Source organism: Alphaproteobacteria bacterium HT1-32 (assembly GCA_009649675.1).
Classification (GTDB): Bacteria; Pseudomonadota; Alphaproteobacteria; order Rhodospirillales; family HT1-32; genus HT1-32.
Map to the genome: position 1 here is coordinate 986,626 of WJPL01000001.1, position 14,285 is coordinate 1,000,910.

Below are 14,285 nucleotides of genomic sequence, written 5' to 3' on the forward strand. Positions count from 1 at the left end.
GCACGCCTCCGCTCCTGCTGTGTCAGTCCGTCAGGTCGTCCCAGAGTTCCTTGGCCTTCGAGAAGAAGCCGCTGCTTTGCGGGCTGGCCTTGGTACCGCCGCCGGAGCTTTCGAACTTCTTGAGGATATCCCGCTGTTCATCCGACAGGTTGGTGGGTGTTTCCACCGACGCCTGAATGAACATGTCACCCCGGGCCTGCTGCCGCAGCACCGACATGCCCTTGCCACGGAGACGGAACTGTTGCCCCGTCTGGGTGCCTGCAGGAATGTTTACCTTGGCACGGCTGCCATCAATCGTCGGGACATCCACCGACCCGCCAAGCGTGGCGGTTGTCATCGGAATCGGCACCTTGCAATAGATGTTGGCCCCGTCACGGACAAACAGGCGATGAGGCCTGATCGACAGGAAGATATAGAGATCACCTGCCTGTGCACCCCGCAACCCGGCCTCGCCTTCCCCGGCCAGCCGGATACGTGTGCCTTCCTCGACACCTGCCGGAATATCCACGGAGAGTGAGCGTTCCTTGCGGACGCGACCGGCACCACCACAGGAACCACAGGGATCCTTGATCACCCGTCCCTGGCCCTGACAGGCCGGGCAGGTACGTTCGATGGTGAAGAAACCCTGCTGTGCACGGACCTTGCCGGCACCGTTACAGGTGCCGCAGGTTACAGGCTGTGCGCCACCCTTGGCGCCCGTACCACTACAGGTCTCGCAGCCGACTGAGGACGGTACACTGACCGTCGCCTTCTTGCCCTTGAAGGCTTCATCCAGGGAAATTTCCAGATTGAGCCGGAGATCCGACCCGCGACCGGCACCGGCACCACGGCGTCCGCCACCGGAGAAATCACCGAACATCTCGTCAAAGATGTCGGCAAAGCCCGAGGCAAAATCAAATCCGCCGGCACCCGGACCACCCTGTCCGCCGCCACCGCCCATACCGTTTTCAAACGCAGCATGGCCATAGCGGTCATAAGCCGCCCGCCGCTGTTCGTCCTTCAGGACGTCATAGGCTTCGTTCAGTTCCTTGAATTTCTGTTCGGCTGCCTTGTCATCCGGATTACGGTCCGGATGGTATTTCATGGCCATCTTGCGGTAGGCCTTCTTCAGGTCCTCCGCACTGGCATCCTTGGCCGCGCCAAGAGTCTCGTAATAATCTTGCTTCGCCATTCAGCTCCGCCCCCGATCTCGTTTGCTGTCCGGCACGTCAGAAAACGCGCCGGACAGCGTTTGTTCGAGTTATACGATTCGGCGTCAGGCCGATTTGTCTTTGCGGTCGTCGACTTCTTCGAACTCCGCATCAACAACACCGTCTTCTGCTGTGGCAGTGCCCTCGGGATTGTCCGGGCCTTCACCTTCAGCTGCGGTTTCGTCCTGCTGGGCCTTGTAAATGGCTTCGCCCAGCTTCATGGAGGACTGCATCAGGGTCTGCGTCTTGGCTTCGATATCCTCGACGCTGTCGCCTTCCATCGCTTCCTTCAGATCAGCGAGATCCTTCTCGATGGCTTCCTTGTCAGCAGCATCAACCTTGTCGCCATATTCCTCGATATTCTTCTCGGTGGAATGGACGAGCGATTCAGCCTGGTTCCTGGCTTCAACCATGGCACGGCGCTGCTTGTCGGAATCTGCGTTGGCTTCAGCCTCCTTGACCATCTTGTCGATATCTTCATCCGACAGACCACCAGAGGCCTGAATGCGGATCTGCTGTTCCTTGCCCGTCGCCTTGTCCTTGGCGGACACATTGACCAGACCGTTCGCATCAATATCGAAGGTGACTTCAATCTGCGGCATGCCGCGCGGTGACGGCGGGATACCCACCAGATCGAACTGACCCAGCAGCTTGTTGTCTGCCGCCATTTCGCGTTCACCCTGGAAGACCCGGATGGTAACCGCATTCTGATTGTCTTCAGCGGTCGAGAAGGTCTGGCTCTTCTTCGTCGGGATCGTCGTGTTGCGGTCGATCAGTCGGGTGAACACGCCACCCAGCGTCTCGATACCCAGCGACAGCGGGGTCACGTCGAGCAGCAGAACATCCTTCACGTCGCCCTTAAGGACACCGCCCTGAATGGCCGCACCGAGAGCCACAACCTCATCCGGGTTCACACCCTTATGCGGCTCACGACCGAAGAATTCCTTCACCGCGTCGAAGACCTTCGGCATACGGGTCATACCACCGACCAGGATAACCTCGTCGATTTCACCGGCAGAGATACCCGCATCCTTGAGAGCTGCCTTGCAGGGCTCAATCGTGCGCTTGATCAGTTCGGCAACCAGTGCTTCGAGTTTGGCACGGGTCAGCTTGATGTTCAGATGCTTCGGACCGGAGGCATCTGCCGTAATGAACGGCAGGTTGATTTCGGTCTGCATGGACGAGGACAGCTCGATCTTGGCTTTTTCCGCAGCTTCCTTGAGGCGCTGCAGGGCCAGCTTGTCCTTGCGCAGGTCAATCGAGTTTTCTTTTTTGAACTCGTCGGCAAGGTAGTCGATGATCCGGGAGTCAAAATCCTCACCACCGAGGAAAGTGTCACCGTTCGTCGATTTCACTTCGAACACGCCGTCGCCGATTTCCAGCACGGACACGTCGAAGGTACCACCACCAAGGTCATAGACCGCAATGATGCCGGTATTCTTCTTGTCGAGGCCATAGGCCAGCGCAGCGGCTGTCGGCTCGTTGATGATGCGGAGCACTTCAAGCCCGGCGATCTTGCCGGCATCCTTGGTTGCCTGACGCTGCGAGTCATTGAAATAAGCCGGAACCGTGATGACCGCCTGGGTCACTGTCTCGCCAAGATAGCTCTCGGCGGTTTCTTTCATCTTCTGCAGGATGAAGGCGGAAATCTGCGAGGGAGAGAACTTGTCTTCGTTGACCTTCACCCAGGCATCGCCGTTATCACCCTTGACGATGTTGTAGGGGACCAGGTCCATATCCTTCTTGGTCAGCGGATCGTCGAAACGACGGCCGATCAGACGCTTGATCGCAAAAAGGGTGTTTTCCGGATTGGTGACAGCCTGGCGCTTCGCCGGCTGGCCGACAAGACGCTCGCCGGAATCGGAGAAAGCGACCATCGACGGGGTCGTACGTGTGCCTTCGGAGTTTTCGATAACCTTGACGTCACCGCCATCCATGACCGCGATACATGAATTCGTTGTACCAAGGTCGATACCAATAACCTTGCTCATATCTGATACCTCTTTCTTTCGGCGGATTCCGGATACGGCCCGATTTCAGCGACCGTGGATGGAATCCCCATTCTGGTTGTCGTATGCCGTTTCCGGCGGCGGGTCCCGATAACGGACCCGTTCTGGTCAGCCGGCTTGAATGTCCCCAGAATTGATGGGGTAATCCCGGCACGGCGCTATATAGGGCGGTAGAAGCGGGCGCGCAACCGTACCACTTCAGATAAATCGCTGTTCAGAAGCCACCCGGACCGCAAACAGAACCCCGACATGAGACGGGTGATTTACCAACGGCTGCGAAAGCGGCATAGTCTTGTCGCAATGGACAGTATCCGGCCGCTACAGACAATTACGGAACCGATGGACCAGTCAGGCCATGCCTTTCAGGACCATCTTGAGTTGCTGGCCGAGATGACGGCAAGCTTTGCCGCATCACAGGATGTTCAGAAAACCATCTCCACGGCGCTGGAACTGATCCGTGATTACATGGATGCGGAAGCGGCTTCGCTGTTCATGCTGTCCGACGATGGCAGCGAACTGGAATGCCGCGCCTGTGTCGGCTCGTCCGACATCACCGGTCTGCGCATGCCTTCGAACAAGGGCATCGTCGGCCGGACAGTGCAGAACAACATTGTCCAGATCGTCCGCGATGTCCGCAATGACCCGGACCACCACCGGCAGGTCGACAAGGACACAGGCTTCGTAACCCGGTCCATCCTGTCTGCCGCGATGTCAGTCCGTGACCGGATGCTGGGGGCCATCCAGGTCGTCAACCGTAACGGCGGCGACGGACTGTTTGATGACAGCCACAAGGATATGCTGCGCGCCATGGCGTCAACGGCGGCTCTGGCGATCATCAACGCCCAGCTGGCTGCGCAGATGGTCAATCAGGAACGGGTCCGCCGCGAGATGGAACTGGCGGCCGAGGTTCAGCGCAACCTGCTGCCACGGCCGACGGATAAAGGCTACCCGATTGCCGGGATCAACCAGCCTGCACTGGAAGTCTCTGGTGACTTCTATGATGTTTTCGAAGCCTCGGACGGACGTATCTGGTTTGCGCTGGCCGATGTCTCGGGCAAGGGGATGAACGCGGCCCTGCTGATGGCCAAGACCTCCAGCCTGTTCCGGGCCCTTGGCCGTAACGCCCAGGACCCCGGCGAACTGTTCGTCCGGATCAACGAGGAAATTTGCGAGACCAGCACCCACGGCATGTTCGTTACCATGGCCGGGGGCATCTTTGACCCGGCGTCCGGTATTGTCCGGCTGGCCAATGCCGGGCATGAACCGCCCCTGCTGCGGCGGCAAGACGGCAGCTATCAGGATTTTCCTGCGGAAGCCCAGCCACTCGGTATCATCGCCTTTCCGGGCATGACATTTCCTGTCACTGAAATCGATGTCGGTGATGGTGCACTTTATATATATACAGACGGCGTTACCGAAGGTTCAGTCGAAAGCGGTGAAATGCTGGGACAGGATGGTGTACAGGCCATCCTTGATGAAACCGCCCGGCAACCATTGCGCAAAAGACTTCTCGCCGTTACCAACAAACTGACGCAGCATGGCGCAAAGCTGCATGACGATATCACCATTCTCGGGATCGACAGGGCGGGATGAGCGACACAGACAATGTCAGACTGATCGAGATCACCGTACCGGCCCTGCCGGAACGGCTGAAGCTGATCCGCAATACGCTGAGGAGCACCGCTGAAACCGTTGGTTGTTCTGAAGCCTGTCGGCAGGATATTGTGATGGCTGTAGACGAAGCCTGTCAGAACATCATCCGGCATGGATACAAGAACGATCCGGACGGCCTGATTACGGTGGATGTGCGGCTGGCGAAGGATACGCTGGTCATCAAGCTCATCGACTATGCCCAGCCCGTTGTTGTAGAACAGGTGAAATCGCGTGATCTGGAAGATGTCCGCCCGGGGGGGCTTGGCGTGCATATTATCCGCGAATGTATGGACGAGGCAGAATTCAAGCGGCCACCGGAAGGCGCGGGCAACCTTCTGGAGCTGACAAAGAAAATCGTTTGAGGGTCAAAACATGGCATATAAGGTTCGTAACACTGGCGACTACGCAATCGTCGAATTGACCGGGGATGTCGATCTCGAACGGTCGCCGGATGTCCGGAAACTGCTGCTGGAGCAGATCGGGGCCGGGCATGCGGTCATCGTTGACCTATCCGGCGTGAGCTATATCGATTCATCCGGTGTCGCCAGTCTGGTGGAAGCTTTCCAGAACGCCCGCAAGCGCGGTTCCGACTTTTCGCTGGCATCGGTCTCCGCCGCCGCCATGCGTGTGCTGGAACTGGCACGCCTCGACAAGATTTTCACCATTCACGCGTCGGTTGATGCGGTGACGGGCGGCTAGGCCCATCTGATGATTTCCTTCGCAGAACGGCTCGGCAAACGTACCGTCGCCGGCATAGCGGAAATGGGCCGCGCCGCCGGCCTGTTCGGGGAAAGTCTCTACTGGATCGTCCTTGGATCGTACCGGAAACAGCCGGTGCGGCTGCACGCCGTTTTTGCGCAAAGCATGGAAATCGGTATCCGCGCCATTCCGATTGTTACCGTGCTATCGCTGACCATCGGCATCATGCTGGCCATTCAGGGCATCCATACCCTGCGTATTTTTGGCGCAGAAAGCCGGGTGACACTGGGTATCGCGCTGTCGATCACCCGTGAATTCGCCCCCCTCATCACCGGAATTCTGGTTGCCGGGCGTTCCGGATCCGCGCTGGCGGCGCGGCTTGGCACCATGAAGATCAGTCAGGAAATTGATGCGCTGACCGTCATGGGCATCAACCCCGTCCGGTTTCTGGTCGCACCGGCGCTGATCTCCATGGTCATCATGCTGCCCGCACTGACCTGGTTCGCCGATATGGTTGGTCTGCTGGGGGCGGGGCTTTATGTTTCGGCTGACCTCGGCATTTCCATGGTGGCCTATCTCGACCAGTTGCGGGAAGCCCTCAGCGTTGACGACGTCATGCATGGTCTCGGCAAGAGCGTCCTGTTTGCCATCCTGATCACGGTGGTCGGCGTGGTGAATGGTGCCGGTGTCGAAGGCGGCGCAGAAGGGGTCGGCAAGATGACCACCCGGTCCGTTGTCCATTCGATCAGCGCTATCGTCATTACCGACATGCTGTTCGCCTTCCTGGCGACCCGATAAAAGATGGCTGAGCTGACCTCACATATGCCAGACACCGGCACAGCCCCTCTTCCCGGGTTGCAGTCCGACTATGCCGTGGAGGTCGTCGATCTGGTCACGCACTGGGGTGACCGGAAAATCCTCAACAAGGTCAATATCACCGTCAATCACGGTGAGATCATGGTCATCATGGGCGGGTCCGGATCCGGCAAGTCAACCTGCCTGACCCACATGCTGAAGCTGCATCATCCGACATCCGGCTGCATCAAACTCCTTGGCAAGGACATCACCACCCTGCCCGCGATGGAGATGTACGAACTGCGCAAGAAGATGGGCGTCGCCTTTCAGTATGGCGCCCTGTTCAGTTCGATGAGTGTCGGCGACAACATCATGCTGCCGCTTCGCGAACATACCTCGCTGGATCGCGGCACCATGGAAATCATGATGCGGCTGAAGCTGGAGGTCGTCGACCTTGCCGGCTACGAGGATTTCATGCCGTCTGAACTGTCTGGCGGCATGATGAAACGGGCCGCAATGGCACGGGCCGTCATCATGGATCCGAAGCTGCTGTTTCTTGACGAGCCGAGTGCAGGTCTGGACCCGGTTGTCGCCGCGTCACTGGATGATCTGATCCTCCGCCTGCGCGACGCCATGGGGATGAGTATCGTCGTGGTAACCCATGAACTGGACAGTGCCTTCAAGATTGCCGACCGGATTACAGTGCTCGACAAGGGCGAAGTGCTGATCAGTGCAACGACGGAGGAAGTTCGCAATTCGCCGAATGAGCGTGTACAAAACCTTCTGAACCGCCGTACCGAGGAAGTTATTCTCGATCCGGACGAATATTTGCGTAGATTGGTTGGAGAAAGGATCGACTGATTGCGTCGGGGGAACGACGCCATCAACTGATCAGGGGAACAATGACGAATCACCGGATAAATTATGCGCTTGTAGGCTTTTTCGTGCTGGTGACCCTTGTCACGCTGATCACGACGATTGCCGTACTGACCGGACGTACAGGCGCCGTCAGCACCTATTACACCACCTATGGAAATGTTGGCGGCATCAAGTTCGGCACCCAGGTTCTCTATGAAGGCTATCCCATCGGGCAGGTTGAGGCCATTGAGCCCACCACTTTCAAAGGGTCGGTAAAATTCAGGATTACGCTGTCTGTGACGGAAGACTGGCGCATTCCGGCTGATTCAATCGCCGAGATTTCCGCCTCCGGTCTGCTGGCCGCCGTAACCATCAATATCCGCGAGGGACTGAGCGCGGAAGCGCTGGCACCGGGGTCAGAGATTCTGCCCGGACGTCCCAGCAATATCTTTGCCGCCCTGTCCGGTGTCGCCGAGCAGTTTGGTGACCTGAGTGAAAACAGCGTCAAACCTCTGCTCAGCAATCTTGATCGTCAGGTCACCGCCTTCGGCAAGGTGTTTGAAAACGAACTGCCGGCCATGATCGATAACGTGAACGGCCTGACCCGTGAAGTTGCCGACCGGACGCCGCTGATTCTGGCCAATCTGGAAGACTTCACCGAACGCCTGCATGATATCAGCCGGGAAGTAGATAACGGCGTCAGGGAAATCATGAGCGCCAGGAACATGTCGACCATCGATAGAGCCCTTGCCAACTTCGACAAAACCGCACGCGACGTTTCCCTGTTCACCGGGCGGATGAATGAAACCCGTGAGCAACTGGATACCATACTGAACCGGGTCGATGGTCTGGTCGCCGGGAATGAAGACAACATCAACAAAACGGTCGAGGAAACCCGTTTTGTTGTGCAGGCCCTGTCCCGTCATGTCGACGCAATCTCCTATAATCTGGAGGGAACAAGCCGCAACATGCTCGAATTCAGTCGCCAGATCCGGCAGAATCCCGGCCTCCTGCTGGGCGGTTCAGCCCCCAGTGAATCAGGCGCGAGTTCACCGCAATGAGACATCTGATCCGTCCTCTCCTGTTATTGCTGTTTGTCACCGGGCTGACCGCCTGCTCCGCACCACCTGTGCCGAAAGATCATTTCTACCGGCTGACCGCTGCAGCCCCGACAGCCTCACCCGCAAACCGCCTCAGCGGTGTACTGATGGTCGACCGGCCCAATGCCGACGGTGTTTATTCCGAACGCGCACTGGTGCTCAGCCGTCACGCCGACCGGTCGATGATCGAACAATATCATTATCATTTCTGGGCCGAGCCTCCGGCAGCAATGCTGCAACAGCAGATCGTCCGTTTTCTCCGCGATGCTGATATCGCCCGTCAGGTGGTCACCCCGGAACTGCGCATCCGTAATGACTATGCGCTGACCAGCAAAATCCTCCGGATGGAGCGCATCATTGATGGTCCGTCCCCCCGGGTGGCACTGACGATCGAATTTGCCCTGCATAATTACCGCGACAACAAACTGTTGCTGCTGGAAACCTACAGCGAAGAAGTCGACGCCCGGTCCGACGGCATGTCAGATGCAATCACAGCCCTCGACGAGGCACTGACCCGCATCCTGAACGGCCTGCTGACAGACGCCAGCAAATAGGCGATGGCCCGACGTACCAGACGACAGCCACCCCGCCCTGCGCCCAGTGACCGGTTCACACTCGAAATCCGCGATATTGGTGTCATGGGCGACGGTATCGCCGCCCTGCCCGATGGCCGGACCACCTTCATTGACGGCGCCCTGCCCGGCGAAATCGTCGAAGCTGAGGTTACCTTCCTTGAACAGGGTCCGCCACGCGGACGGCTGGTGAACATTGTCCGGGCCTCCCCATCACGACGTGAGCCGCCCTGCCCGATCGCCCGCCTGTGCGGCGGATGTATGGCTCAGCATCTTGACGACAGGGCTTATATCGACTGGAAAACCCGCGCCGTTTCCACCGCATTTGAAGCAGCCGGACTCGATACAACATGTCTGGAGCCGATGCAGCGGACAGGAGAACGGACGCGCCGGCGCGCTGTCTGGCAGTTCCGCCTCGGCGAAGGCCGTCTGTTGCTGGGATATTCGGTCCGGCGGGGCAACCGGATCATTGATGCCACAAGCTGCCTGCTGCTGGAACCGGCGCTCCAGAATGTCATGGATGGACTGCGCCGCGAGCTTCCGACCCTGTTGACCGGACCTGTTGTCAGACGCGGACGGATTCTTGTCACCGCCAGTGATTCCGGACCCGATGTACTGCTGGAACTCGACCATGAACCTGATCTGGAACTGTTGCAGGGATTCAGCGGTCTTGCAGAGCGGCTGGATCTGGCCCGCCTGTCCTGGCGGAACGGTGCCCGTGGCGAGGCAACCCCGGCCGCAGCACGACGACAACCGACAGTAAAATTCGGTGAAATCAATATCGCCATTCCGACCGGCGCTTTCCTGCAGGCATCAAGTGCCGGCGAGGCACTGATCCGTCAGGCCGTTGCCGAGGCACTGGCAGACACAGACGGCCCCGTGCTCGATCTCTATGCAGGTCTCGGCAGCCTGTCCTGTCCGGTTGCCAGCAACCGCCCGGTCCATGCGGTCGAGGGAATGGAACGAATGGCAACATCCCTTGCCTCTGCGGCACGGCGCAGTGCCGTTGCCAGCCGTCTGACCACAGAGACACGGGATCTCGACAGACGACCCGTCATCACATCAGACCTGGATCGCTACAGCGCCGTCATTCTGGATCCGCCCCGCGCCGGGGCAAGACATCAGGTCAGCGAACTTGCGGGCTGCGAGAAGCTCACCCGGCTGGTTTATGTCTCCTGCTCAGCCGACAGCTTTGCCCGCGATACAGCCCTGCTGGTAAAGGCCGGATGGCGCCTGACATGGGTCCAGCCGATCGATCAGTTCCTCTATTCCGACCAGACGGAACTGGTCGCCCGACTGGACCGGTAAGACAATGGGCAACATTGTTGACGGGCTTACCTTTGCCACCGTCGTTCTGGTCGTCATTGCCGTCGTCCGCGTCGCCTTTATCGTCATGCAACGACGTGACCCGGACGCCGAGAATACGACATTGCTGCGCGACAGGCAGAGCCGGATGGAAGAAGCCTGGATGCACCGTAACAAGGTGCTGAAAGACCGTGCCGTCTGGAAAATGATCCGCACCATCGAACTCTGCCGTGAAAATCTGAACCCGGCTCTGCTGGCCCCCGGCCAGGACAGATATATCCAGTATTATCTCGGCTATCTTCTCGGGTTTGCAGAGGCGGTCAGTCTCGCTGACGGTGTGGAATTCGACCGCATCCTCCGGCTGCCGATATATCTGGAAGCCAGCAAGCTGCTGGGCGACGGGCATGGCGATGTGCAGGAGGGTGCCGAAATGCTGGTGAAGCTGTCAGGCAGCGAGTTTTTTGAGCTTGGCCGCAGCGAAGGCGTACCTGATGGTACCAACGCCGCACAGGACAGCGGTGAACGGTACTTCCACCGCATTGATTTATTTTTCAGCCAGCCCGGCTGACAGAGAAAACCTCTACGGGTTATCCCCAATAGCATCAACCGGCAGATTCGCTACCTTACAGTCATGGTTTTGATCGTTTCCGGGGATATGTCCCCGATGCCTCTGCTCTCCCTGTAGGTGCTCAGATGAACCGGTCAATGTTCCTCCCTGTGACTTTCAGGTGCCGCTTGCCCTCTTCCCCCTTCTGGCAAGCGGCACTTTTTTTGTCGCCCTCCATAAGAACCTTCGGCAATCTGGCATCTTCCGCAGAACACCCGGCTCCAGTTGTTCAGTACGTCATGCATTCCGGATTCATAAAACCGGAACAGTCCGGAAATTTCGCATTTTCTGCATTTCCACACGATTTACATCGTATTCGACGTAAATTTCAGGGATTTGTGACCAAAGTCACAGAACAGCGGGGATTCAGCGGATAGTAAGAACTTCATCGTCGGGGGAATGATCCGACACAGGAGACTGAAACATGAATGAGCAATCAGCAGCAATCGGTACCGTGGAAGCTTCAGAAGGAAGCGTCTGGGTAGTCCGGTCCGACGGATCCCGTGCAGAGCTTGGCAACGGTGACCCGGTTTTTCAGGGTGATCTGATCGAAACCGCCGATGATGGCGCGGTCGGCGTTTCCTTTACCGACGGCTCCGCCTTCTCGCTGGGGGCCAATGGCGAGATGACCATTGACGAGATGATCTACAATCCCGCGACACAGGAAGGGTCTTCTTTCTTTTCCGTAATTCAGGGTGGATTCAGTTTCGTTTCCGGCTCTATCGCCAAAACCACACCCGACGGCATGATGGTTCAGACCCCGGTTGCCACCATCGGCGTTCGCGGCACCAAGGTTGTCGGCGAGGCCGGACCGGAAGGCAGCGACAACAGCTTTACCCTGCTGCGTGAGGATGACGGCACTACCGGTGAGATCGTGGTCTATAATGAAGGCGGCATCCAGGTTCTCAACCGTCCCTTCCAGACTGTTACAATCAGCGATCCCTCGGCCGGGGTTCCGGATCCGGTCGTGATTTCCCAGGAAGATGTCACAAACCGTTACGACATGACGCTCCGCGCACTGCCCGCAGTTGATCACGGCAATGCGGCCCCCCAGGACGGGGGAGACGATGGCGAGGAATCCGGCCCGCCCCTGCCCGGCGAAGCCGCCGACGGAGAGGAAACGGCTGAAGAGGAACTGGCCGCAGCGGAAGAAGAAGCCGCAGGGCCTGAGATATTGCAGGAATCCGAACTCGAAGCCGGGCCTGAAATTGAAGAAATCGGAACCGGTGAGGAAAACGCTTCTGACGAAGAGGAAGAACTGAGCCTTGATGAAGAGATTGGCGAAGTCGCAGGTCCTGAACTGACATCAGGAAATACCGTGGCAGCGGCCCCCGGCGGAGAATTCAGCCCCGCCGTCAGCGCTGACCTTCCGGTGGGCAACACAGATGAAATCTCTGGCAGTGACGGACTGCCGACAACCGAAACAGGCGGGTTCCCGGGCCTTCCGGGCAGCCTGAACGAGATCATCCAGGCCGGGCTGAATGCCGGTTACACATCTGACCAGATATTTACGGCACTTTCCGGCCTGGCGGCCTCGCCGGGAGAGCAGGATACAACCGGTGAGGACGATACGTCAGACAACAACGGCAATGACCTGCCGGTCACGGCAGATGAAAATGACCTGCTTGCAGCCGGGCTGGATTCTCCCCGTTCCGGAAATGGACAATCCGCTTCAGATCAGACCCTGACTGGTGACAACGGCAATGACGAACTGGTGGGTGGTGCCGGGAATGATTACCTCAGCGGCGGCAATGGTGATGATTATCTCGATGGTGGTGACGGCAACGACCATCTCAGCGGCGGCAACGGAGCTGATGACTTACGAGGTGGCGAAGGCGACGACATTCTGCAGGGTGGTAACGGAGCCGACACACTGAACGGCGGTCCCGGGGCAGACACCCTGACCGGCGGCAATGGTGCCGATACATTCCATTTTGGCGGTGCAGAAGACGGCTATGCAAAAACCACCAATGGTGTCGCAACCGACGCTGAACTGGCTTCCGTCACCAAGATCACAGACTTTGATACAGGCACCGATAAACTGTCATTCGACGGCTACAATTTCGGCGGTATTTCCAGCCTTGTCGACGGAATTACCGCCATCCGGCTGCATGACGTGTTTGACGGCACGAACGTCAGCAACAGCTCGTTCCAGGCCGGAACACCGGTGCTGATCTATGATGACACCGGCACGTTCTACTACGACGCCAACGGTGCCGGAGACGGCTATACCGTGGTCGGCAAGGTTGACGGCCAGGTCAGTTTCAGCGATCTGGAAATGGAAGGCGGCGGGGGCGTCTGAGCCCCGCGCCCGCCGGTAATTTCCTACTGGAAAACGATTTTCGGACCAGCCTTGTTGGCGGCGATCTTCGGCTCAACCTTCGCCCAGACTTTCGTCGCAATATCCCGATAGACCTTTGCATGCGGGCTGTCCGGCTGACTGACCGTGATCGGCTGACCACCATCTGACGTCACCCGGATATCGAGATGCAGCGGAATTTCACCAAGGAAATCCATTCCCAGCTTGTCGGCTTCCGCCCGTGCGCCGCCATGCCCGAAAATCTCCGTCCGCTCACCACAGCTCGGGCAGAGGAAGTAGCTCATGTTCTCGATCAGACCGAGAACCGGCACATCCACCTTGCGGAACATGTTCAGGCCCTTGCGCGCATCCAGCAAGGCGATGTCCTGCGGCGTCGAGACGATCACTGCACCGGCCAGCGGTACATTCTGTGACATGGTCAGCTGTGCATCACCGGTGCCCGGCGGCATGTCGACCACCAGCACATCCAGTTCACCCCACAGCACATCCTTCATCATCTGCTGCAGGGCACCCATGACCATCGGGCCACGCCAGATCATCGGCGTGTCTTCCGGCACCATGAAACCGATCGACATCACCTTGACGCCAAAATTTTCCATCGGTATCAGCACCTTGCCATCCGGTGAATTCGGACGACCGGAGATCCCCATCATCCGGGGCATCGACGGACCATAAATATCCGCATCCAGCAGGCCAACCTTCAGCCCGTTCAGTGACAGTCCCAGTGCCAGATTGACCGCCGTTGTCGATTTACCGACACCGCCCTTGCCGGAAGCAACGGCGATAATCGCCCGCACACCCGGCAGAAAAGCCTCGCCCTCATCGGCACGTTTGCGGCCATGGGCAGCACCGGCTTCCTTTGCCGGCTTTTGTGCCTCGCCGCCCCCGGACCGCTCTGCCGTCAGCACGACGGTGGCCGACAGAACGCCCGGCATATCATGCACAACCTGCTCGGCCTGTTTGCGTACCGGCTCCAGTTCTGCCCCCCGTTCTGCGGGGACTTCTAGGGCGAAACCGACATGCCCGTCCTTGATCATCAGACCCGACACCATACCCAGCGAGACAATGTCTGCGCCCTTCTTCGGATCAACGACAGTCTTGAGGGCCGCCAGAATTAAGTCATTTGTTACGTCGGGCATTCTTGAAAACCTTGTTTTTCCGCCAATATTGGCAGGGA

At 58.4% G+C, this 14,285-nt stretch carries 13 protein-coding genes; 10 read left to right on the forward strand and 3 right to left on the reverse strand.

Annotated elements, in window-relative coordinates; all coding sequences use genetic code 11:
- Positions 1–22: 22 nt before the first annotated feature.
- A complete protein-coding gene (dnaJ, locus tag GH722_04690) occupies positions 23–1,171 on the reverse strand; it encodes a molecular chaperone DnaJ (protein MRG71056.1) in 1,149 nt (382 codons plus the stop codon).
- 84 nt (positions 1,172–1,255) lie between these two features.
- Positions 1,256–3,181 (reverse strand): molecular chaperone DnaK, encoded by a 1,926-nt coding sequence (gene dnaK, locus GH722_04695; protein ID MRG71057.1) that lies wholly within the window; start codon positions 3,179–3,181, stop codon positions 1,256–1,258.
- A gap of 267 nt (positions 3,182–3,448) precedes the next feature.
- Between dnaK and GH722_04700 the strand changes: the two genes are divergently transcribed.
- The 10 genes from GH722_04700 (at position 3,449) to GH722_04745 (ending at position 13,090) form a co-directional block, all read left to right on the forward strand.
- Positions 3,449–4,792 (forward strand): SpoIIE family protein phosphatase, encoded by a 1,344-nt coding sequence (locus GH722_04700; protein ID MRG71058.1) that lies wholly within the window; start codon positions 3,449–3,451, stop codon positions 4,790–4,792.
- Entirely contained in the window at positions 4,789–5,214 is a 426-nt protein-coding gene (locus GH722_04705) for an ATP-binding protein (GenBank protein MRG71059.1), read from the forward strand. Before GH722_04700 ends, GH722_04705 begins: the two co-directional genes overlap by 4 nt.
- A 10-nt stretch (positions 5,215–5,224) precedes the next feature.
- Positions 5,225–5,551, forward strand: coding sequence for an anti-sigma factor antagonist (locus GH722_04710; protein MRG71060.1), 327 nt, complete (start codon positions 5,225–5,227; stop codon positions 5,549–5,551).
- A gap of 9 nt (positions 5,552–5,560) precedes the next feature.
- A complete protein-coding gene (locus GH722_04715; protein ID MRG71061.1) occupies positions 5,561–6,349 on the forward strand; it encodes an MlaE family lipid ABC transporter permease subunit in 789 nt (262 codons plus the stop codon).
- Between the two features lie 24 nt (positions 6,350–6,373).
- On the forward strand, positions 6,374–7,207 hold the full coding sequence (locus tag GH722_04720; protein ID MRG71062.1) for an ATP-binding cassette domain-containing protein: 834 nt from the start codon (positions 6,374–6,376) through the stop codon (positions 7,205–7,207).
- Positions 7,208–7,248: 41 nt separating this feature from the next.
- A complete protein-coding gene (locus GH722_04725) occupies positions 7,249–8,265 on the forward strand; it encodes an MCE family protein (protein ID MRG71063.1) in 1,017 nt (338 codons plus the stop codon).
- On the forward strand, positions 8,262–8,858 hold the full coding sequence (locus GH722_04730; protein ID MRG71064.1) for a hypothetical protein: 597 nt from the start codon (positions 8,262–8,264) through the stop codon (positions 8,856–8,858). Before GH722_04725 ends, GH722_04730 begins: the two co-directional genes overlap by 4 nt.
- 3 nt (positions 8,859–8,861) lie before the next feature.
- Positions 8,862–10,184 carry a TRAM domain-containing protein gene (locus tag GH722_04735; GenBank protein ID MRG71065.1) on the forward strand — a complete coding sequence of 441 codons (1,323 nt, stop codon included), beginning with the start codon at positions 8,862–8,864 and terminating at the stop codon, positions 10,182–10,184.
- Positions 10,185–10,188: 4 nt separating this feature from the next.
- The gene (locus GH722_04740; GenBank protein ID MRG71066.1) at positions 10,189–10,749 is read left to right on the forward strand and encodes a hypothetical protein; all 561 of its coding nucleotides are present in this window, start codon (positions 10,189–10,191) and stop codon (positions 10,747–10,749) included.
- A 463-nt stretch (positions 10,750–11,212) separates the two neighbouring features.
- Entirely contained in the window at positions 11,213–13,090 is a 1,878-nt protein-coding gene (locus GH722_04745) for a hypothetical protein (protein MRG71067.1), read from the forward strand.
- A gap of 23 nt (positions 13,091–13,113) precedes the next feature.
- Here the strand turns inward: GH722_04745 and apbC are convergent, their stop codons facing one another.
- Positions 13,114–14,247, reverse strand: coding sequence for an iron-sulfur cluster carrier protein ApbC (gene apbC, locus GH722_04750; protein MRG71068.1), 1,134 nt, complete (start codon positions 14,245–14,247; stop codon positions 13,114–13,116).
- Between the last annotated feature and the right edge of the window lie 38 nt (positions 14,248–14,285).

What these genes read in the sequence shown, in the direction of transcription:
- GH722_04730 (MRG71064.1), top strand. Translation starts at nt 8,262, where the DNA reads ATGAGACATCTGATCCGTCCTCTCCTGTTATTGCTGTTTGTCACCGGG.
- GH722_04720 (MRG71062.1), top strand. Translation starts at nt 6,374, where the DNA reads ATGCCAGACACCGGCACAGCCCCTCTTCCCGGGTTGCAGTCCGACTAT.
- GH722_04705 (MRG71059.1), top strand. Translation starts at nt 4,789, where the DNA reads ATGAGCGACACAGACAATGTCAGACTGATCGAGATCACCGTACCGGCC.
- GH722_04740 (MRG71066.1), top strand. Translation starts at nt 10,189, where the DNA reads ATGGGCAACATTGTTGACGGGCTTACCTTTGCCACCGTCGTTCTGGTC.
- GH722_04700 (MRG71058.1), top strand. Translation starts at nt 3,449, where the DNA reads ATGAGACGGGTGATTTACCAACGGCTGCGAAAGCGGCATAGTCTTGTC.
- dnaJ (MRG71056.1), bottom strand. Translation starts at nt 1,171, where the DNA reads ATGGCGAAGCAAGATTATTACGAGACTCTTGGCGCGGCCAAGGATGCC.
- GH722_04715 (MRG71061.1), top strand. Translation starts at nt 5,561, where the DNA reads ATGATTTCCTTCGCAGAACGGCTCGGCAAACGTACCGTCGCCGGCATA.
- GH722_04745 (MRG71067.1), top strand. Translation starts at nt 11,213, where the DNA reads ATGAATGAGCAATCAGCAGCAATCGGTACCGTGGAAGCTTCAGAAGGA.
- GH722_04735 (MRG71065.1), top strand. Translation starts at nt 8,862, where the DNA reads ATGGCCCGACGTACCAGACGACAGCCACCCCGCCCTGCGCCCAGTGAC.
- dnaK (MRG71057.1), bottom strand. Translation starts at nt 3,181, where the DNA reads ATGAGCAAGGTTATTGGTATCGACCTTGGTACAACGAATTCATGTATC.
- GH722_04710 (MRG71060.1), top strand. Translation starts at nt 5,225, where the DNA reads ATGGCATATAAGGTTCGTAACACTGGCGACTACGCAATCGTCGAATTG.
- apbC (MRG71068.1), bottom strand. Translation starts at nt 14,247, where the DNA reads ATGCCCGACGTAACAAATGACTTAATTCTGGCGGCCCTCAAGACTGTC.
- GH722_04725 (MRG71063.1), top strand. Translation starts at nt 7,249, where the DNA reads ATGACGAATCACCGGATAAATTATGCGCTTGTAGGCTTTTTCGTGCTG.